The 19,822-nt window shown below is 49.8% G+C and carries 18 protein-coding genes and 1 tRNA gene; 13 read left to right on the top strand and 6 right to left on the bottom strand.

The window, feature by feature from the left end:
* Positions 1–2 precede the first annotated feature (2 nt).
* Entirely contained in the window at positions 3–2,354 is a 2,352-nt protein-coding gene (locus KDD36_06145) for an SLBB domain-containing protein (protein ID MCB0396212.1), read from the bottom strand.
* A gap of 9 nt (positions 2,355–2,363) precedes the next feature.
* Positions 2,364–3,506 carry an acyl-CoA dehydrogenase gene (locus KDD36_06140; GenBank protein ID MCB0396211.1) on the bottom strand — a complete coding sequence of 381 codons (1,143 nt, stop codon included), beginning with the start codon at positions 3,504–3,506 and terminating at the stop codon, positions 2,364–2,366.
* A gap of 165 nt (positions 3,507–3,671) precedes the next feature.
* On the opposite strand from KDD36_06140, the gene KDD36_06135 reads away from it, so the two are divergent.
* Positions 3,672–4,700 carry an anhydro-N-acetylmuramic acid kinase gene (locus tag KDD36_06135; protein MCB0396210.1) on the top strand — a complete coding sequence of 343 codons (1,029 nt, stop codon included), beginning with the start codon at positions 3,672–3,674 and terminating at the stop codon, positions 4,698–4,700.
* 12 nt (positions 4,701–4,712) lie between these two features.
* Here the strand turns inward: KDD36_06135 and KDD36_06130 are convergent, their stop codons facing one another.
* Positions 4,713–4,952 (bottom strand): hypothetical protein, encoded by a 240-nt coding sequence (locus KDD36_06130; GenBank protein ID MCB0396209.1) that lies wholly within the window; start codon positions 4,950–4,952, stop codon positions 4,713–4,715.
* A gap of 332 nt (positions 4,953–5,284) precedes the next feature.
* Between KDD36_06130 and nhaD the strand changes: the two genes are divergently transcribed.
* The 12 genes from nhaD to KDD36_06070 all read left to right on the top strand — a co-directional run bounded on the left by nhaD (position 5,285) and on the right by KDD36_06070 (position 15,832).
* A complete protein-coding gene (nhaD, locus tag KDD36_06125) occupies positions 5,285–6,676 on the top strand; it encodes a sodium:proton antiporter NhaD (GenBank protein ID MCB0396208.1) in 1,392 nt (463 codons plus the stop codon).
* A 199-nt stretch (positions 6,677–6,875) separates the two neighbouring features.
* Complete coding sequence (locus KDD36_06120) at positions 6,876–7,568, top strand: MotA/TolQ/ExbB proton channel family protein (GenBank protein ID MCB0396207.1); 693 nt, start codon at positions 6,876–6,878, stop codon at positions 7,566–7,568.
* Positions 7,569–7,573: 5 nt separating this feature from the next.
* Complete coding sequence (locus tag KDD36_06115) at positions 7,574–7,966, top strand: biopolymer transporter ExbD (GenBank protein MCB0396206.1); 393 nt, start codon at positions 7,574–7,576, stop codon at positions 7,964–7,966.
* Positions 7,967–7,969: 3 nt separating this feature from the next.
* Positions 7,970–8,773, top strand: coding sequence for a hypothetical protein (locus KDD36_06110; GenBank protein ID MCB0396205.1), 804 nt, complete (start codon positions 7,970–7,972; stop codon positions 8,771–8,773).
* A 39-nt stretch (positions 8,774–8,812) separates the two neighbouring features.
* Positions 8,813–10,111: a bifunctional folylpolyglutamate synthase/dihydrofolate synthase gene (locus tag KDD36_06105; GenBank protein ID MCB0396204.1), complete on the top strand. Its 1,299-nt coding sequence runs from the start codon at positions 8,813–8,815 to the stop codon at positions 10,109–10,111.
* A gap of 513 nt (positions 10,112–10,624) precedes the next feature.
* A complete protein-coding gene (locus KDD36_06100) occupies positions 10,625–10,942 on the top strand; it encodes an antibiotic biosynthesis monooxygenase (protein MCB0396203.1) in 318 nt (105 codons plus the stop codon).
* 234 nt (positions 10,943–11,176) lie between these two features.
* Entirely contained in the window at positions 11,177–11,620 is a 444-nt protein-coding gene (locus KDD36_06095; GenBank protein ID MCB0396202.1) for a hypothetical protein, read from the top strand.
* Positions 11,553–12,587: a T9SS type A sorting domain-containing protein gene (locus tag KDD36_06090; GenBank protein ID MCB0396201.1), complete on the top strand. Its 1,035-nt coding sequence runs from the start codon at positions 11,553–11,555 to the stop codon at positions 12,585–12,587. The genes KDD36_06095 and KDD36_06090 overlap by 68 nt, the downstream gene beginning before the upstream one ends.
* 30 nt (positions 12,588–12,617) lie before the next feature.
* Entirely contained in the window at positions 12,618–13,340 is a 723-nt protein-coding gene (locus tag KDD36_06085) for a hypothetical protein (GenBank protein MCB0396200.1), read from the top strand.
* Positions 13,341–13,490: 150 nt separating this feature from the next.
* Positions 13,491–13,787, top strand: a complete 297-nt coding sequence (locus KDD36_06080; GenBank protein ID MCB0396199.1) for a hypothetical protein — start codon at positions 13,491–13,493, stop codon at positions 13,785–13,787.
* A 186-nt stretch (positions 13,788–13,973) separates the two neighbouring features.
* Positions 13,974–15,542, top strand: coding sequence for a G8 domain-containing protein (locus KDD36_06075; protein ID MCB0396198.1), 1,569 nt, complete (start codon positions 13,974–13,976; stop codon positions 15,540–15,542).
* Positions 15,497–15,832: a T9SS type A sorting domain-containing protein gene (locus KDD36_06070; protein MCB0396197.1), complete on the top strand. Its 336-nt coding sequence runs from the start codon at positions 15,497–15,499 to the stop codon at positions 15,830–15,832. Before KDD36_06075 ends, KDD36_06070 begins: the two co-directional genes overlap by 46 nt.
* Positions 15,833–15,847: 15 nt before the next feature.
* Here KDD36_06070 and KDD36_06065 read toward each other — a convergent pair whose 3' ends face one another.
* From KDD36_06065 to KDD36_06055, 3 genes are all read right to left on the bottom strand, one after another.
* On the bottom strand, positions 15,848–19,054 hold the full coding sequence (locus KDD36_06065) for a gliding motility-associated C-terminal domain-containing protein (GenBank protein MCB0396196.1): 3,207 nt from the start codon (positions 19,052–19,054) through the stop codon (positions 15,848–15,850).
* Between the two features lie 357 nt (positions 19,055–19,411).
* Positions 19,412–19,506: transfer RNA gene (locus KDD36_06060), tRNA-OTHER, on the bottom strand.
* A complete protein-coding gene (locus tag KDD36_06055; GenBank protein MCB0396195.1) occupies positions 19,470–19,733 on the bottom strand; it encodes a GIY-YIG nuclease family protein in 264 nt (87 codons plus the stop codon). Before KDD36_06055 ends, KDD36_06060 begins: the two co-directional genes overlap by 37 nt.
* Positions 19,734–19,822 lie beyond the last annotated feature (89 nt).

Raw genomic sequence — 19,822 nt, 5'->3', positions numbered from 1 at the left:
TCTTAGTTGGTTATCTTATCCGCCAGAATCCATAAAGTCAGTACACCCGTAGCCTTAATGGTGAAGTTCTCTATAGCCCGGTTCCAATCGGTTGGCTTTCTTTCCGCATCGTTCTTGTCCGGTTTCCTGTGAACCACAATTCTACATCCCTTTCTAACGCGTGGAAATATTTTGAATAAACCCATATTAAACGTTTTTCGCATGATACCACTGGGGTATATCACGTATGTCTCCCTGCGGTTGCTCATCCGATTGAAGCCTCCGGCAAAATGCCTTACATAAAAGCTGGCACGCTTACCAAAGAAAGGCGCGCTGATGGCCTGATCCGTTTCATATCCGAGGGAACCCGAGATATGGATCAGGTCCAACGTTTTGGGAATGTTGATGGAATCGCCTTGAGACAAAACCAGGTTATACTTTGATTTCGGTCTTCTAATAGCTGTTTCAAGGTCGAGGTATACTGTGCCTATGCTGTCCAGCGCCCTGTTCATTGTCACGCCCTGAACAAAAGCATAGTCATTCAGACCTCCCGCTCTTTTAACCAGCTCCGCTACCGTTTCATTCTTCTTGAGCAGTGCATAAGTACCCGGATATTTCACTTCACCCCCAAGGTATACATTCATTGCCGGCTCAAAATCCGGATTGGTCCTTACAAAGACTTCATCAAATGGTTGCAATTGTATCTCATTGGCTTTATCCAGACTAAGATTTCCATTCACTTCTATGGTATTAACGATAGCCTTAATAGGAATCAGGGCATTTTTATCCGATTGATAATCCACCACCCTGAAGATTTCCACCCGATTGTAAGCTGCCTCTTTTTTCAGGCCCCCGGCTAAAAAGATAGCGTCATTCAATGAAAGGCCCGATCCGTAGATGAACTTTCCGGGTTTTCTGACCGCACCGAAGACTTCCACCTCGAAATCATCCTGAAAATCGATTCTGGATAGTACGATCACTTCGTCCTTGCCTTTTAACTCGATATTATCCTTGCTGCCTTCATTTTCAAGAACATCGCGCAGGTTCACCAGGAAATAGGTCCTGCTCATATCCTCTTCTCGTCGGATAACAAAGGCCCTTTCTGCAAACGCATCAATGCTGAGGCCATCACACTTCCGAAGCATATCTGAGACCCTATCACCCGGACGCACCTCGTAGTCTCCGGGAATTTTAAATGCACCGATGGCCTTCACATGATTCACATAACCTTCCCTGATGGCACGAACTTCCACACGATCCCCATCTTCCACACCAAACGGTTGTTGTATCTGATTAAGGCTGTCCAGGTTCACACTGATCAACACTTCATGGTTGTGTTGAAATCGGGTCAGTTGTAACACGGACTTATAAGCAGCGGCATGGAATCCACCTGCATAGCTGATGAGATCCATGAGATATTCACCCTGCTTGAGTTCATACCTCATTGGCCTTCTGACTTCTCCCTGAATGCTCAGCACTTTGCCCGCCACCTGTACAAAAATGTAATCGTTTTCCTGAAGATATATGGCGTCTTCCGATCCGGGGTTCATCAGAAACTTATACACATCCAACGTATCAACCGTCTTTCCACCTCTCTTGATAAGAATATTACGTACACTTCCTGACTCACCCGGACCACCGGCTGCCACCAATGCCATGAAGGCGGTATTGATAGCAGGTATGGTATACGTTCCCGGATGCTTCACTTCTCCTACGATATTCACATTGATCATCCGGGAAGATGACAGGTTAATGGAGATCTCTGAATTTCTCAGGTCAAGTTGCTTACCAAACTTCTGTGCGATGGACTTTCTGGCCTCCCCGAATGTCTGGCCTTTGACGTACATTCTTCCAACAAGGCGGTGCTCTATATAACCATCTTGTTGAACGCGGAACAATCCATTGAATTCACTGAACCCCCACACAGAAACACCGATCTGATCCCCTGGTCCGATCACATAATTATCCGGAGGATTTAAATCCTTTGTCCGGTCATAGTGTTTAAGTGAAGTATTCCGGAAAAGTGCATGGCCATAAACCCCGTTGGTATCAATCGGCACCATGGTAGAATCCAACAACTCACCTTTAGGCCCGCTGGGCAATGCTGCCAACGAAGTATCCTTCTCCTGAACCCGAAGCCTGTCCGCAGCGGCAGCCGTTGGAACCGAGTCTTTGACCGGCGACTTGCCACCCATGATGGCAGCAATTTGCTCGTCAGTTACGCCGGCTTCCTTGAGCTTACTGATGGCCATGGCCTTTTGCGAAGGTGTGGTGGTCTCAGGGGTTTGCCCCATGGACACGTGCATGAATGAAATAAACAATGCGCCCCACAGGACCTTGAGTATGCCTCTGCCTTTAGACTTGTTTTGATCCATCGCGTAGGATTATCCTTTCAAAATAGACCGTGAGATCACGATCTTCTGTATTTCGGAGGTGCCTTCGTAGATCTGGGTGATCTTGGCGTCCCTCATCAATCTTTCAACATGATATTCTTTAACGAATCCGTATCCACCGTGCACCTGCACCGCTTCAGTGGTGACAGCCATAGCCACCCGGGAGGCATATAGTTTTGCCATGGAGCCGGTCAACGAATAATCCAGGTCGTTATCCTTTTGCCAGGCTGATTTCAGGCAAAGCATCCGTGCAGCTTCTATTTCCGTGGCCATGTCGGCCAATTTGAATTGAATCGCCTGATGTTTGCTGATTTCCTGACCAAATGATTTTCTTTCTTTTGAATACGCCAATGCCAGTTCATATGCTCCGGAAGCGATACCCAATGCCTGCGAGGCGATTCCTATACGGCCACCTTCGAGGGTCTTCATGGCAAATTTAAAACCGAATCCATCTTCTCCTATCCTGTTCGCCTTGGGCACCTTCACATCGGTGAACATCAACGAATGTGTATCCGAGCCACGAATGCCCAATTTATTCTCCTTAGGACCCACCTCAAAACCTTCCATGCCCTTTTCTACGATCAGCGCATTGATGCCTTTGTGGCCGTCCTCGGGTCTGGTCTGTGCGATCACCAGATAAGTGGATGCCGTATTTCCATTGGTAATCCAGTTCTTGGTTCCGTTCAGAAGGTAGTAATCTCCTTTATCTTCGGCTGTTGTGCGTTGTTGGGTAGCATCGGATCCCGCCTCGGGCTCCGACAGACAAAAAGCACCCAGCTTTTCGCCTTTGGCCAGGGGAACGAGGTACTTTTGTTTTTGTTCCTCGTTGGCGTATTTCTCAAGTCCCCAGCATACCAGGGAATTATTCACGGACATAACAACGGAAGCCGATGCATCGACTTTGGAAATTTCTTCCATCGCCAGAACATAAGATACTGTATCCATACCTCCACCTCCGTACTGCGGATCAACCATCATCCCGAGAAAGCCAAGCTCTGCCATTTTCTTGACCTGTTCCTCAGGAAACTTTTGCAATTCATCTCTCTCTATGACACCAGGCTTCAGTTCTTCATTTGCGAAATCCCTCGCAGCCTGCCTGATCATCATATGTTCTTCCGATAAGTTAAACTCCATAACGCAATGATATGATTGGCTTGATTATTAGTAAATTAAAGGGAAGCAAAAGTAACCTTTTATCTGCATTTTTACTAATCAGGCCAACATGACCAAAAAACACCTTTATTTGTAGTCATCATGGGGCATTTCAAAGAAAAAAAATCTTATCGTTGTGTCGGCCTGATGTCCGGAACATCGCTGGACGGAGTAGACATTGCAGACGTGACTTTTTCCCGGGAGGGAACCCGCTGGTCCTACCATTGGAATGGAGGGAAATGTATTCCTTATGATGCCGACTGGAAGGAACGATTGCAAGAGGCATCGTTACTTGACGGAGCATCTCTGATACATTTACACCGCACTTATGGGAAATATCTTGCCGGGATTGCGGATGATTTTCTCAAAAGAGAATCATCACCTGTAGATCTGATCGCATCACACGGCCATACCATTTTTCATCAGCCGGAACGCGGCATGAATTTTCAGCTTGGGGACGGCAGTGAGATCGCCGTCCGTTGTCAACAACCGGTTGTGTTTGATTTTCGGTCCGCAGACATAGCCCTGGGAGGCCAGGGTGCACCACTTGTTCCCGTGGGCGATGCGCTGTTGTTCGATTCATATGCTGCGTGCCTGAACCTGGGTGGGTTTGCCAACATCTCATTTGAACAGGAGGGCAGGCGAAAAGCCTTTGATATCGGACCATGCAATATCCTCTTCAACCGCTATGCAGAAAAAACAGGCAGGGAATATGATGCAGAAGGAGCTCTTGCCAGGGCAGGAACCGTACGGCATGCTGTTGTTTCCCGGTTAATTGACCTGACACCGCCCCGGGGAATTTCCCTGGGTCGCGAATGGTTGGAAAAAGACATCTGGCCCTGCCTGGATCAATACGCCCTTTCACCTGAGGACGGATGTGCCACCGTGAGGGAATACCTGCTTCATCTTCTAAATGAATTGATCAAGGAAATCCGGCCAAACGATGGACAGGTACTGATCACCGGAGGTGGTGCATTCAATACACATCTGATTGATGGGCTACGTCAGACACATCATAACCGTATCATGATCCCGGAAGACCATCTTGTTATGTACAAGGAAGCCATGATCTTTGCCTTTCTGGGATTGCTCAGAATGCTTGAAAAAACCAATGTGCTTCAGGATGTAACAGGTGCAATGCGGGACCATTGCAGCGGACTGGTTGCCTGGGGTTAAAGCAAACGCAGATCAAAAATCATCATAATCCATCTCCTCGCTATAGCCCTCCTCGTATTCCCTGAGTTCATCATCTGAAAGGTATGATATCCGATCCTCCTCGTCATCATCCTCGTCATCATCCAGTTCAGGAAGTTCTTCATCCTCTTCGAGGGACTCATCGTCCATATCGAAGTTCAGGTCCATGTCGTCATCGTCCTCCTTGGGATCGTCTTCCGAGGGTGTTTTCTTTTTCCCGGTTTGCTTACTCATACTCGTTGGATTAGGTGAGGCTCCTGCCGGGAGCCTGCCAACAATATTGGCCTGCACAAATGTTGGAAAAAATTGTCGATTTCAAAACAAATGTGATCGGGGAAATTTCAAGAACGTACTTGCTGAAAAACTTCCGTGATCATCCTGCAAGGCATCTGCAAATAAAGAAAACAGATCAAACGAAAGACTTTCGGGTTTCATGTGGTAAATGCGACAAAAGCATGTAATAAGTCTTTCCCGCATTAAAAAATCCACGGGCTCTCCCGTGTTCTTCACATTGTTTTATAAATTTGTCACCGACTTTTGAGACAGGTTCACCTAACTCACCCCTCATGTACGTACTGATGGTACTCGTTTTTGTGCTCGGCTATGCGGCCATTGCACTTGAACATCCCCTTAAAATAGACAAAGCAGCCAGCGCCCTGATCACAGGTGTCCTATGCTGGACATTGTATATTCTCGGAGCCGAAGGCATCGTTGACTTCAGCGCAATACCGGCATTTTTCTTCGAAATGATCTCGGAAGGAGGGCGTGAACTCAACCAGCACGAAACCATTGTGGAGTATGTGGCGCACTTCCAGCTGCTGGAGCATGTGGGTGAGATCGCGAGTATCCTCTTCTTTCTTCTTGGTGCAATGACCATCGTGGAAGTGATTGACGCACATGAAGGCTTCCGTCTGATCACCGATCGGGTCACGACGACCAACAGGGTAAAACTTATCTGGATCCTCAGCATCCTGACCTTTTTCTTTTCCGCTGCGCTTGATAACCTTACCACAGCGATTGTGATGGCGGCATTGCTAAAGAAATTGATGAAAGGGAAGGACGACCTTTGGATGTTTGCAGGCATGGTCGTTCTGGCAGCGAATGCCGGAGGGGCCTGGTCGCCCATTGGAGATGTTACGACCATCATGCTATGGATCGGTGGACAGGTATCAGCCATGAACATCATCCTGATGCTTATTGCACCCTCCCTGGTGTGTATGCTTCTGCCTTTAATTGTATTGTCTTTCCGCATGAAGGGAGATGTAGAGCGACCCGCAAGTGTCACCGAAAGGGAACATCAGGAAGATCCTACGACCCCTGCTGAGCGGAAGCTCGTATTTTTCCTGGGGGTAGGCGGACTGCTTTTCGTTCCCATCTTTAAGACATTCACGCACCTTCCTCCGTTCATGGGTATGCTGTTTAGCCTGGGTGTCATGTGGGTGGTGACAGAATTGATCCACAAAGGCAAGCTGGCTGAAATAAAATCAAAGCATACAGTCATTGGCGTTCTTAAGAAGGTAGACGTACCTACGATCTTCTTCTTCCTGGGTATTCTTACCGCAGTGGCCGCTTTGCAATCTGCAGGCCATTTGGTTCAGCTCGCCGGATTTCTGGAAGACAAGGTGGGCAACATGTATGCGATCAACATTATCATTGGCCTTCTTTCCTCTATCGTAGATAACGTACCGCTTGTTGCAGGCGCCATGGGCATGTATGACGTCGGTCCGTTTATTCAGGGGCAGTCCTATCCGATGGACCATGCCTTCTGGGAGTTTCTGGCCTACTGTGCCGGTACGGGCGGTAGCTGTCTGATCATTGGCTCTGCGGCCGGTGTTGCGATCATGGGTATCATGAAGATCGACTTTATCTGGTACCTCAAAAAGATCACCTGGCTGGCCCTTATCGGGTATCTGGCCGGTGCTGCCGTATATATCCTCATGCAGAGCATGCACGGGTAAATACAAGGAGGGCTATCTTTTATCTGAACTATCCGATTAAAGATCCTCAGCTTGTAAACACACTAAAATCAACAATTCCCTGTTTAAAAGTAGTGCAGTGGTTACCTCACGAAGGGCATCGTGGAACGTAACTTAGCATATTCCGAAGTTATACCATTACGAATCCGTTTAAACACGCCTCTACATGTCCACCTGGTTGATGCAGATTTCTATTTCCGGCGATTCGCTGGCCAACGCCGCCCAGATGGGTGAAATGCAGCACGAAGAAACCCTAAGTGTTTTCTCCTTGTTGGTGAAAGGCGGCCTGGTCATGATACCATTGGCCATCCTTTCCCTGATGGCGGTCTATATTTTCATTGAGCGCATGCTTGCCATCCGCAAAGCCTCTGAAGAGGACAACCACTTCATGAACAACATCCGGGATTTCATCCATGATGGAAAACTGGACTCTGCAAAGGACCTGTGCAAACGCACCGACAATCCCATTGCACGTATGATCGAGAAAGGATTATCGCGGTTGGGGCGTCCCCTTACTGATATCAGCACAGCGATTGAGAACGTGGCCAGACTGGAAGTTTTCAAACTTGAAAAAACATTGGCAACACTGGCGACCATTGCAGGTGCCGCGCCTATGCTCGGTTTTTTGGGTACGGTCATCGGGATGATCCGCGCCTTCCACAACATGGCCACCGGTGGCGCAAATATTGAAGTGAATGCCCTGGCCGGTGGTATCTATGAAGCCATGGTCACCACGGCTGCCGGTCTGACCATCGGGATCATTGCCTATGTCGGATACAACATCCTCGTATCAAGGGTGGAAAAAGTGGTGAACAAAATGGAGGCTCGTTCCATCGAATTCCTGGACGTACTCCATGAACCCGCTAAAAAATAAGCACCATGGCAATCCGTTCAAGAAATAAGGTGGAAGTAGGATTCAGCATGTCGTCGATGACAGACGTTGTTTTCTTGCTTTTGATCTTTTTCATGCTCACCTCCACTCTGGTTACCACCAATGCGGTGAATGTGAGTCTGCCCAATTCGGAAACCCGAACACCGCAAGTTGATAATGTGGCGGTCTCCATTACGGAAGACCTGCAGTATTTTGTAAATAAAAAACCGACTTCTGAAGAGGGGCTAGAGTCCGCTTTGCAACAAGTCATGGCCAGCCGCCCGGAAGCCACCATCATGCTTCATGCAGATAAAACCATCCCATTGGACAATGCCGTAAAGGTTCTCGGTATCGCTTATAAGAACAAATACAAGATCGTGTTGGCGACAGCACCCAAATAGATCATGAGCGTATTTGCAGAAAAATCGGAGAAGAATGCACTGGTATCCACGATCGTGGTTCATGGGATTCTTCTGTTGCTTTTCCTGCTTTTCGGCTTGAAGTATATGGACCCGCCACCGATCGAGTTTACCATGGGAGCTGATTTCGGCTTTGCAGACGACGGCTCAGGAAAAATCGAAGATCAGCCGATCAGCAGTTCTGTCAATAATACACCACAGCCTCCGGAACCCACCCAGGAAAGTGCACCGGCAGTGATGGAAGACGTTCAGACACAGGATGCGGAAGATGCACCTGCTGTGAAACCTGATCCCAAGCCGAAAGAAAAGCCGGTGGAGAAGCCTGAGAAGAAACCGGAAAAAAAACCGGATCCCCAGCCAAGCAACGACCTGAAGGATCGATTGAATATCATAAAGAACAGGCAGACCGGAACAGGAAATAATAGCGAAGGCGATACCCATGGAGATGGTAACAAAGGCAACCCGAACGGCACGGAGGGAAACCATAGTCCCGGTCCAGGAGGCCAGGGATATTCGATCGAAGGACACCCACGCACATTAGGACATAAAGCCACGCCCAGCCAGGACTGTCCTATCGGGGCCGGTGAGGAAACGATTGTCATGAAGATTTTTGTAAATCGCGCTGGCAAGGTCGTACGTGCCACCCAGGTATTAAAAAGCTCCACCACCACGGATGCATGCCTTGTGCGGAGTGCGCTTGAGGCTTGTCTGAAATCAAACTGGAACGCAGATCCGAGTGCGCCCATCGAGCAGGTGGGTTACTTTTCATTCGAATTCAACCCGAGATAACGCTTAGGTAGAATTTCAAAATTCTGCCTTCCTTTGTGCATGGACTACGCACAAACCCTGGCATTTCTGTATGAACGTCTTCCTGCCTTTCAACGCATAGGTCCGGCTGCCTACCGGGCAGACCTGGGCAACATCAGTGTGTTGTGCGCGCATCTCCATCATCCGGAAAAAAAATTCAAAAGCATTCACATCGCAGGTACGAACGGCAAAGGATCCGTCGCCCATATGATGGCTTCCATCTTACAGGAATCGGGGTTGAAAGTGGGACTTCATACCTCCCCGCATTTAAAGGATTTCAGAGAGCGCATCCTGGTGAACGGCATGAAAATCCCGACGCAGGAAGTGGTAGATTTTGTAGCCGGAATATTGCCGGTCATTGAAGAAATTCAACCATCGTTTTTCGAACTCACCGTGGCGATGGCCTTTGATCATTTTGCGAGAGAGAAAGTAGATGTGGCCGTGGTAGAAACCGGGATGGGCGGACGGTTTGACTCCACCAACATCCTGTTACCTGAACTCTCCGTGATCACCAACATCGGCATGGATCATACGGCATTTTTGGGAGATACGCTGGAAGCCATTGCAGGAGAAAAGGCGGGTATCATAAAAAAGGAAGTGCCTGTGGTGATCGGTGAAACGCAGACTGAAACCACGGCGGTTTTTCAAAAAAAGGCGGATGACATGCAGGCTGCGATCTGCTGGGCGGATCAGGAATGGAGATCGCAAAAGATACCTGCTGATGAATCCGGAAGATGGCGCATGCTCCTCCAACGGTACGGTGAAACGGCATGGGAAGTAGAGCCGGCCTTGCAGGGAAATTACCAGTTAAAGAATGTAACCACGGTGGTATGTGCTATGGAACTGCTAAGGAAGAAAGGATGGCCGCTGACCCATCTAACCATAGCGGAGGGCATACGCAATGTGGGCAGAAACACCCATTTGATGGGGCGGTGGCAACGCATCGGCTCCGGAAACCCAATCGTGATTGCAGATGCCATGCACAATGCGGATGGGGTGAAGGCAAGTCTTTCCCAATTGGAAGAAATGAACTATACCCGGTTACATATTGTATTGGGTGTTGTGGGCGACAAGGCGCCGGAACCTGTTCTCAGGTTGTTGCCTAAAACTGCATGCTATTATTTCTGCAAGGCAGATTTACCAAGGGCCATGGAAGCACGGCTGCTGCAAGAAAAAGCACACGACACCGGGTTATCCGGAGACATTTACCCATCATGCATCGCAGCGTATGAGGCCGCGCTGAACACTGCATCCAGCGATGACCTGGTATTGATCGGGGGCAGCATTTTTGTGATTGCGGAAGTGTTGCCGGAAGAATGAGTGGGCTAACATAGCTTCCTCTTACGGTAATAGATGCTGCCACCTCACCGGACACGCCATTCCTCCAAGCCACCACCCGATTCTCCGGGAAACATTCATTATGCAACCAACGGCCATGATGGCTCCCAAGGTAAGAGGGGGGGCATTTTCGCTGTAGGTGTCGTTTTCGGGTCAAGGTGTTCGGGGACAACTGGTCCCCTCCCCGCAATCAAGTTACAAAGGTTCCTGGAGTATCGTGGGAAGAATAGATGTGATTTATTACCCGTGTAATTCTGATCACGTCTTTATCCACGAATCAGGGTATCCCCGGATAAAGCCCGGATTTAGCTTACACCGGTAAGATTCAACAACAGATTGTCTCCTTTGCATTACAGAAAAGACCTAACTTGATCCGGGGAGGGGATTTGGTGCGCCCCGAAAAATTTCTTTCCGCACCCATACCGTGCCGGCCATCCAAACGGAATTCATTATTTTTACCCAAGCCACGCGGTCCTTTTACCTTATCCTAGCACCATGATCGTTCAAACCCCTTCCCCACCCTACTATGCCGTTATTTTCAGTTCTGTGCGCACCGAAGTCAGTGACGACTATATCGAAACCGACGACCACCTTATGAACATCGCCAAAGACATCGACGGCTTTTATGGCATGGAATCCGCCCGCAATGAACTGGGCATCGCCGTAAGCTACTGGCGTGACCTGGAAGCCATCGACCAATGGCGACACAACGCGGACCACGGCCGGGCTAAAGTCAGAGCACGGGAAGAATGGTATGCCGCATACAAGATCAGGATATGTAAGGTAGAAGAGGATAGGGGTTTTGTAAAGTGAGAGAAACATGCACCTTTCATGTGACTCCGTCTCCGTTAGCATTCAAAAACCCAAATAGTCCGTTCCCTAACCAAACTGTATCTTCACAAAGAGTTACACCGCTATTTTTAGCATCCCTGTAACCCAATATTATTACCTAGCGTAGAATACCTACGCCTACGGAGGATTGTGATTTCTTGAAATGACACGTGCAAATTCCCGGATATCTCACCCGGACCTCGTAAAGTTTACATAATGACACTGCATTACATAAGACATTGGACCTATGTCCTGGTATCATTCCTGTCCGTTACCCTTGTCGCCAACGCCCAGGACGAGATCAGAAACTCCGGCAACCTGCGCATACACAGTGGCGCCAACATGGCGGTTTACGGCGACCTTACCAACAACGGGACATTTACAAGCAACAGCGGCACCATCTATTATGTGGGTTCCGCTCTCCAGACCATTGACGGCAGCAGTACCCCTGATGCCAACAACTTCATTATCGATAACAGCAATGGTATTCAACTTGATATTGAATACCAGATCACCGGTTCACTAACGTTCACAGACGGAATCATCACCACCAACAGGTCCAACGCTGCCACGGAATTCGTGAACTTCCTTGATGACGCCACCGTCAAGCGGTACGGCCGACGACAAACATGTGGATGGTGTGGTGAGAAAAACCGGTAATGACGCCTTTACCTTCCCTGTTGGGGATGGCGGCCGGTATATGCCCCTGACCATCGCGGCACCATCTGTAGCCACCGATATCTTCACCACGCAATATATCTTCAGCGATCCCGATCCCTCCTATGACGCAGGTTCGCGGGAAGGAACACTATATAATGTAAGTAGAACGGAATATTGGCTCCTGAGCCGTGACAACGGCAGCTCGGACGTTGACGTTACCCTGTCCTTCATTACCTCCTCCGGCGTGCTTGATCTTGCCGACCTGGTGGTGGCACGGTGGGACGGTTCCAAATGGGTGGATGAAGGCAATGGCGGCACCACCGGCGATAAAGACGACGGTACCGTGACTTCCAATGCAGCCATCACCTCCTTCGGATCAGCATTTGCCCTGGGTACCATTACAGCGGATAACCCACTACCCATACGATGGCTCGATTTTATCGCCTACTATCAGGATCAGGATGTGCAACTGAACTGGACCACCGGTACCGAGATCAACAACGACCACTTCACCATCGAGCGTTCACGGGACGGTATCCTCTTCGAAGAGATAGGTACGGTCAAAGGCAAGGGAAATTCAACGGCGGTTTCCCGCTATGCTTCCGCCGATACGGAGCCATATAAAGGTGAATCATACTACCGCATCAGGCAAACCGACTACGACGGGACCTCCACATATTCCGACATTCACCCGGTCAATATCGGTCTGCAGGAACTTGCCAATGTGGTCCCCAATCCGGCGACCTCAGATAACATCTCCCTGCAGATCGCTTCCGAGCAACGCGGTGACATGCAGGTGACCATATTTGACGCCGGTGGACGCATCGTTTATACCAACAATATTGCTTTTGAAAATGGACAGTTCCGGTATATGATCCAACCTGAAAAGGAACTATCACCCGGACTGTATACCCTTGTAGGACAAAGTGAACAACAGCTTTTTCAAAAGAAATTCGTGATCAGATAAGGCCATAAAACCTCCTCGACAAAATACATCATGAAACGACACCTCCGCATAACAGCCATGACCTTCCTGCTCCTGCTGGCACAGCTGCAGACAAGAGCACAGGTGAAGTTGGGCGATAACCCGGGAACCATCGATGCCTCATCCCTTGTGGAACTTGAAAGTACCAGCAAAGGGCTTTTACCTCCACGAATGACAACCGCCAACCGCACCAGCATCGGATCTCCCGCAACCGGACTTCTGGTTTTTGATACAGACAAAAGCGCATTCTATTATTACAACGGTTCCCGATGGGTGGAACTCACTGACAATGCCAACGGACTACGGGACGCTGACGCAGATACAAAAGTACAGGTGGAAGAAACCACCGACGAAGACAAGATCCGGTTTGATACCAAGGGAACCGAACGCATGATCATCGATGATGCCGGACTGGTCGGCATCGGAACCAGCTCGCCGGTCAGTACGCTGGACGTACAAGGCAGTCTGGGCCTGGCCGTAACCACCCTGGCCGGCAGCACAACACTGGATGAAACCCACAACGTGGTGTTATGTGAACCGGTAGCCGGGCCGCTCACCGTAACCCTACCTACTGCAGCCACCAGCACCGGAAGGATTTACTATATCAAGAAAACAAATGCGATCCCTTTCTACATTACCATTGACGGCAATGGAGCAAACATAGAAGGCTCAAGCACGTTGATATTGTACGTGCAGTATGATGCTGTCCGCATTTACTGCGACGGATCGAACTGAAGTATCATTGAAGACCAGATTCACCCGCACACATGCCGGCTCAGATGCTCCACCGCACAATCCATTTCCAATAATACTTACACGGATATCGATTTCAATACTGAAGATTTTGACATCGGTGGTATCGGTGATGTTACCTCCGACTACCGGGTGGAGATCCGCAGGACCGGAAAATACTTCATTACCGCCGCATGGACCAGCAACGGCGTGATGGATGACAACGAGCAGGTAGCAGGTTATATCCAGGTGAACGGTGTAACCATGACCCGCCAGGTGGAGATATCCGGCAGTAGCAACTGGTACCTGTCCAGCAACAGCAATTTAATGATTGACCTGACGGCAGGTGACTACATCGATTTTCAAGTCCTGCACACGGAAGGGTCTTCCCAAAATACAAACACCACGCTCGGCTACCAGCCAACCATCCAGGTGATTGAGATACGATAACCTGATCGGGACACAAACAGGGTTTTCTGGTACCCTAAACCGAAGATTTTCCTATATATCATCAAGAACAACATAGGTATAAACCCCTACTCCTGTAACGGTTTCCGGGTTCTTGCGTAAGAATACGCTACAGCGATGCGCTGAAGTTGTATGAGGAGAAGCACGCATATCGTTCTTATCTGCGCTGTGGCAGCACTAATATTCGCCGGGGATGCACAGGCCTATACCTGTGATTGTAAGACCTCCGGGAATTGGAGCAACACCAGCACCTGGCAAAACTGCGGGGGAGGCATACCTGGTGCAGCTGACGATGTTACCATCAAGTCGGGACGCACGGTCACTGTGGACATCACTACTGCACAATGCGATAACCTTCAACTTTCAGCCGGAGGCTTCGGAAACTCAGGAACTCTGGTATTCAATGCAGGCAGTCAGCTAACCATGAGCGGTACCCTTTCCTTCTTTCAGAATCTTTTCAGTTGGGCCTCCCTGGATATGTCCAACGGCGGCACCCTCAACTGTGCCAAATGGACCGGCGGTTTATTCGGTTCTTTCTCCTGTGGCACAGGAAAGGTCAAGTTCACCGGGACTTCCTTTGCACTTCCATGGAACTTGTTCATGCTTCAGTTCTATGATCTTGAAGTTGCCACATCCGGCAACCTGAACCTGGTCCTGGGCATTGAAATTCTGAATGACCTCACCATCTCCTCAGGCACGCTGAATGCAGCTTCCTTTGATATCGACATTGGGGGGAACTGGAATAATACGGGCGGCAGTTATTCTGCATCAAACAACACCGTAACGTTCAACGGAACCGGAACACGGTATATCCGCAGTGCAGGCTCAGCCTACGAAGATCTCACCATCAATAAATCAAGTGGCAACCTGAACCTGCTGGATGACGTGACCATCAATGACAACCTCGGATTTTCTTCCGGCCATCTCATCCTCGATACGTATGACGTTACCATGAATACGATATCGGGAGCAGGTACTTCCAGGCATATCGTAACCAATGGCACCGGAAACGTACAAAAGCCTGCTTTAACAGGTGCTTTCACATTCCCGGTAAGTAATTCGACGGGCACATATAATCCGCTAACGCTGAACAACAGCGGCACAAGCGGGCGTTTCGACGTGCGTGCATGCACCAATGTGTTTGACGATGGAACATGCGGTGGCACCCAATTGGTCACCAAGCTGGCCAACGTCACCTGGCAACTGGCAACCACTTCACCGGCACCATCGGTAAGCATCATCGCCCAGTGGGATGCTGCCCAGGAGTCATCAGACTTCGACCGTTCTCAAAGTTTTATAAGTATCTATAATGGGGGAAGCTGGAATCAGCAGGGAAGTCCGTCCTCCTCATCGGGATCAGGGCCTTACACCCAAAGCTACGGAGCGGTCTCTGCCCTCGGACCGGTGGCGGTCGGTGGCGGGATCGGCGGTCCACTACCGATAGAACTTCTTTCCATGGAAGCTGTTCAGGCAGGAAAGGATGTCCTTGTCAACTGGACCACCGCATCAGAAATCAACAATCACTATTTTACCCTCGAATCGGCAACAGGAAGTGCGACCACGATCAAGCCGGAATTCCACCTCATTGGCACCATCCCGGGAAGTGGTAACAGCACATGGCCCATCCCCTATTCCTTTTTGGATACGACCCCGTCCCCCGGACAGGATGTTGACTGGGTTTACTACCGTCTGTGGCAGACGGATTTAACGGAACAACCACCGTCTGCGATTCCGTAGCCATACACTTCAGTGGGAAGAATCCTGATACGGAGCTCTACCTGTACCCTAATCCCAACCCCGGACATGCCCTTGCCCTGAATGCCACCGGATTGGTACCCGATCACTGCGGGCTTCTCATTATCTCCGACCTGACGGGAAGGAAAGTCCTGCAAAGGGAATTTTGCACAAACGGCCAGGGAAGTGTGTTCATGAACCTCTCCCTTTCATCTGAAATAGGAACAGGCATGTACTTTGTGAAAATGTATGACGGAATACGAATCACGTGCGAAAGACTTGTGGTACGATAGAGCCGGACGGCGTTTCTATCGCACCAGCGTCACCCGCCCTACCCTTTGCCATTCCTCACCATAGCAATCAACCGCCTTGATCAACCACACGTAGACATCCTGTTGCGCGATCTCGGAGCCGTTGTTGGCCGTACCATCCCAGCCCTTCATGCTGGTGGTTTTGAAGATCATGTTGCCCCAGCGATCATAAATGAACATCTCGAATTCGCAGTAGTTATACTCGCCGACGGTAAAGTACTCATTCGTTCCATCTCCATTAGGAGTAAAAGCATTGGGGACGTAAATGCTGGTCAGATCCTTCACGCAAACCGTCCGCGGAATACTGTCGGTACAACCGTACTTGTTCTCCACCCTTAAGAGTACCTGATAACATCCCGTATCTGTGAAAAGATGGATGGGGTTCTGCAGATCCGACTCCGCGCCATCACCGAAATCCCAATACCAACTGATCGCGTCGCTTGATTTATCAAAGAAGTTGATCACCGGATTCAATAGCAACACTTCCACCGGATCCGGAACGAACTCCGCCGATGGCAGAATCTGATTATTGATCACCTGATCACTACCGGTAGCGGTACAACCATTGCTGTCGGTGATAGTAACTTCATACGTACCCTCTGTCAACATTGTGATGGTCGCAGTGGTGGATGAATTCTGATCACTCCACACGAAGGTATAAGGCGGTACGCCCCCCGTGCTTGTCTGATAAACCGCTCCTGTCGAGTCATGGCAGATCTCATCTTTAGCTGTCATGGACACCACCAGTGCAGGTGGTTGGTTGATCACCACCGAATCACAGACCAGACAGCCCTGATCATCCTGCAGACATACCTCATGCGTACCAGCACACAAACCGGTGGCGGTGGTTCCGGATTGCTGGCCGGGATCATTCCAGGTGAATGTATAAGGTGAAATGCCTTCGTCACCCACTGCCGTTGCCGTACCCGTACAATCTCCGAAGCACAACGGATCGGTGCTGGAGATGATATCCACCGTGGGTCTGGTGTGTCCGATCACGGTATCCGACACGACCGACACACAGTCATTGACATCCGAAACCGTTACAGTATATGGCCCTGCGCATAAATCCTGACATGAGCTATTAATACATCCGGAACTCCATAGATAGTTAAACGGCGCGTTTCCGGATGCATTCACCACAACACTCCCATTGCATTCTCCACATGTAGCATCCGTTGTGGAAGTGGTAAGCACCGGTAATTCATGCACGGTAATGGTGGCACAGGTACTCGCGCTTTTGTTGTACACATCCGTTACCGTCACACAGTAGGTTGTCGTGACTGAAGGACACACCTGATGAGGCCCGGGGCCATTCAGTGTGGGATCATCCCAGGTGTACGTGTAAGGCGGCGTTCCTTTTGAAGCTTTGGGGTCAAGCATGGCACAATCGGGCACACAATATTCATCCGGTTCCATGGTGATCTCAGGTAAACATATCGAAGTGATGGTGACTTCACCGGACGTAGAACATCCGTTGACATCCGTCACCGTCACATGATATGTAACGGAGGAATCGGGAACATTGCTAATGGTGATGGTAGCCGTGGTGCCGGAACTGGGATCATCCCACAGATAGGAGAACGGCGCGGTACCACTGTTGACGGTTGCGGTCAGATCCATGGTAGGTATTTCATTGGCACAGATCGTTTCATCCGGCGGCATGGATACAGTGGGTAATGGGTAAACCACAAAGGTGGCCGTGGTGCTGTCGGTATAACCATCGGCATCTGTTATGGTCACATGGTATACGGTCGTGGTGGTCGGACACACCGTATGTGGTCCCTCACCTATACCTCCCACATCCGGTGACCAGGTATAGGTGTAGGGAGGAAGTCCTTTCGAACCGACGGCTGTCACTTCACCACATCCACCGTTGCAAAGGGAATCCGCTGTTGCAGTCACCGTGGGATCACATCCTTTGGTGGTGATGACCACACTATCGGTGGCGATACATCCTACCGCATTGGTCATAGTGACCGTGTAGACGATGTCGCTATAGGGTGGATTGACTTGCGGGTTGGGGCAGGTGGTACAACTCAGGCCGGTGGCGGGAGTCCAGTTGTAGGTCGCATCACCGTCGTTGGATATGGTGGTGAGCTGGATAGGGCCTGCAAACTCCTTGCATACCATCGTGTCACCGAAAGCCTCGCCTCCGAATACGACGATGGTGTCGGTGATGTAGGTATAGCAACCGGGGGACGCAACGTTCTCCATCCGTACGGTATATACATCTCCGTCCACTACCGGGACAGTCGCGGAAATATCCGTACTTACAATGGGCGGTGTCAGCGGAAGTGTTCCCATATACCATTCATAATTCGTAAATCCCTGCGGTGCCACCAGGGTAATGCTGTCTTGCCAGGAGCACACGTGGGCGCCATCGATCTCCAATGGAGAACAATAGGTATCCACATAGGCATACCCCCAGTGACCGCCACGGCCACAGTCTGCCGTACAGAATTCGATGGTCACCTGTTGTCCGATGTATGCCGTAAGATCGGTAGCCACCGGCGTCCACGGTTTATACCACACGTTGGTATCTCCGCAGGCAGGATTGAGGGCTTTGGTAAATCCCTCGTTGATGGCATCCTTACTTACCACCACATACTCACCGCCGCAGGGAACGGGTGCTCCGCTGGCCGAGATGTTGATGTTAAAGCGCGGGCGTTCATCATCCGTATGATCGGTTGGATCCTGGAATACCACGGCATACATGTAGGTAAACAGCGCATTCTCAGGAACCACGGTAAACGTTTGTGACATGCATTCCGCCTGCTTTCCCGCCTCCTGGTTTCCAATGCGTACTGAGTAATTACCACACCCGGGCGCTACAACAGGTATCATATTATCACTGTTCGGGTCGATCCCGTTACCGTTTGTCAGGGTGTGTCTTATGTTATTGAAATTCGGATTCCGGGTGCTACACTCGCCCAGGTCTCCGTTGACGGAATTGATGCCGGGTTGCAGCCCCACAATATCGCATTGCACCGGACAGCATGGGGCATTGTTACCATCATAATGGCATCCGTCCCAGTTAGACAGGTCGCCATCTTCGAAACCGAGGTTATCTCCGCAATCATTGTAGCCATACACATCGTTGGGCGATGCAAGGGGCAAACGTGTCTGTGCGAACGAGGGCCATGACAATAACCAAAGCAAAGCCCAAAGCCCCCATACATAAGGACGGGAAAACAATTTCATGGGATCTTGTTTATCAATCTACCAAGATTTGATGGTGGGAAAGGCAAATGGTTTACTGCCGAATTATTAAAATCGGATGGAATTATTTCAAGTCGTACGAGGTTTGAAAATCATCCCTTTTGCCCAATTAATGCGCCTTCTGCAAGCAAATGGTAGCTGGATGATCCTCCGTGAAGCAAATATATTTGGGGGGATTTTTGGATTTCAAATTTGGAGTGGAACAGCGTCCGGAGCTAGGAAAAATGTGTGACCGACATATCATCAGTCCAGCTTTTTGGAGTACAGGATGTAAAAGTAGTAGGCCATAAAATAAAAAAGGCTGATCCAAATAATGAATCAGCCCTCTATTGTTTATTGTGGGAGCTACAGGATTCCCCGCCTGACCGGACGGGCAGGGAACCTGTGACCCTCCCGCTTAGGCGGGATGCTCTGAACCTGCTGAGATAAGCTCCTGAACGCGTCTTCGGCTTTTCCATTTTTTGACTTCCAGCTCGCGCCGGTAAGCTTCTTCTTTGGTAGGGTATGATTCCCAGTAAACTTCTCTCCAATCATCGGCCTTGGTTGTAAAACCCTTATGCCGGCCATTATGTCTACGCAAGCGGCCTTCCACATCAGAAGTGTGACCGATGTAGTAACGATCGAGTTTTTGGGAGTAAAGAACATAGAAGTAGTAGGGCATAAAATAAAAAAGGCTGATCCAAATAATGAATCAGCCCTCTGTTGTTTTTGTGGGAGCTGAGGGATTCCCCGCCTGACCGGACGGGCAGG

Source organism: Flavobacteriales bacterium (assembly GCA_020435415.1).
Taxonomy (GTDB): Bacteria; Bacteroidota; Bacteroidia; order JACJYZ01; family JACJYZ01; genus JACJYZ01.
This window is presented reverse-complemented; position numbering and strand designations above follow the sequence as displayed.

Bases quoted from the DNA above. Each gene is read 5' to 3' on its own strand.
- KDD36_06145 (MCB0396212.1), bottom strand. From the start codon at position 2,354: ATGGATCAAAACAAGTCTAAAGGCAGAGGCATACTCAAGGTCCTGTGG.
- KDD36_06140 (MCB0396211.1), bottom strand. From the start codon at position 3,506: ATGGAGTTTAACTTATCGGAAGAACATATGATGATCAGGCAGGCTGCG.
- KDD36_06135 (MCB0396210.1), top strand. From the start codon at position 3,672: ATGTCCGGAACATCGCTGGACGGAGTAGACATTGCAGACGTGACTTTT.
- KDD36_06130 (MCB0396209.1), bottom strand. From the start codon at position 4,952: ATGAGTAAGCAAACCGGGAAAAAGAAAACACCCTCGGAAGACGATCCC.
- nhaD (MCB0396208.1), top strand. From the start codon at position 5,285: ATGTACGTACTGATGGTACTCGTTTTTGTGCTCGGCTATGCGGCCATT.
- KDD36_06120 (MCB0396207.1), top strand. From the start codon at position 6,876: ATGCAGATTTCTATTTCCGGCGATTCGCTGGCCAACGCCGCCCAGATG.
- KDD36_06115 (MCB0396206.1), top strand. From the start codon at position 7,574: ATGGCAATCCGTTCAAGAAATAAGGTGGAAGTAGGATTCAGCATGTCG.
- KDD36_06110 (MCB0396205.1), top strand. From the start codon at position 7,970: ATGAGCGTATTTGCAGAAAAATCGGAGAAGAATGCACTGGTATCCACG.
- KDD36_06105 (MCB0396204.1), top strand. From the start codon at position 8,813: ATGGACTACGCACAAACCCTGGCATTTCTGTATGAACGTCTTCCTGCC.
- KDD36_06100 (MCB0396203.1), top strand. From the start codon at position 10,625: ATGATCGTTCAAACCCCTTCCCCACCCTACTATGCCGTTATTTTCAGT.
- KDD36_06095 (MCB0396202.1), top strand. From the start codon at position 11,177: ATGACACTGCATTACATAAGACATTGGACCTATGTCCTGGTATCATTC.
- KDD36_06090 (MCB0396201.1), top strand. From the start codon at position 11,553: ATGACGCCACCGTCAAGCGGTACGGCCGACGACAAACATGTGGATGGT.
- KDD36_06085 (MCB0396200.1), top strand. From the start codon at position 12,618: ATGAAACGACACCTCCGCATAACAGCCATGACCTTCCTGCTCCTGCTG.
- KDD36_06065 (MCB0396196.1), bottom strand. From the start codon at position 19,054: ATGAAATTGTTTTCCCGTCCTTATGTATGGGGGCTTTGGGCTTTGCTT.
- KDD36_06055 (MCB0396195.1), bottom strand. From the start codon at position 19,733: ATGCCCTACTACTTCTATGTTCTTTACTCCCAAAAACTCGATCGTTAC.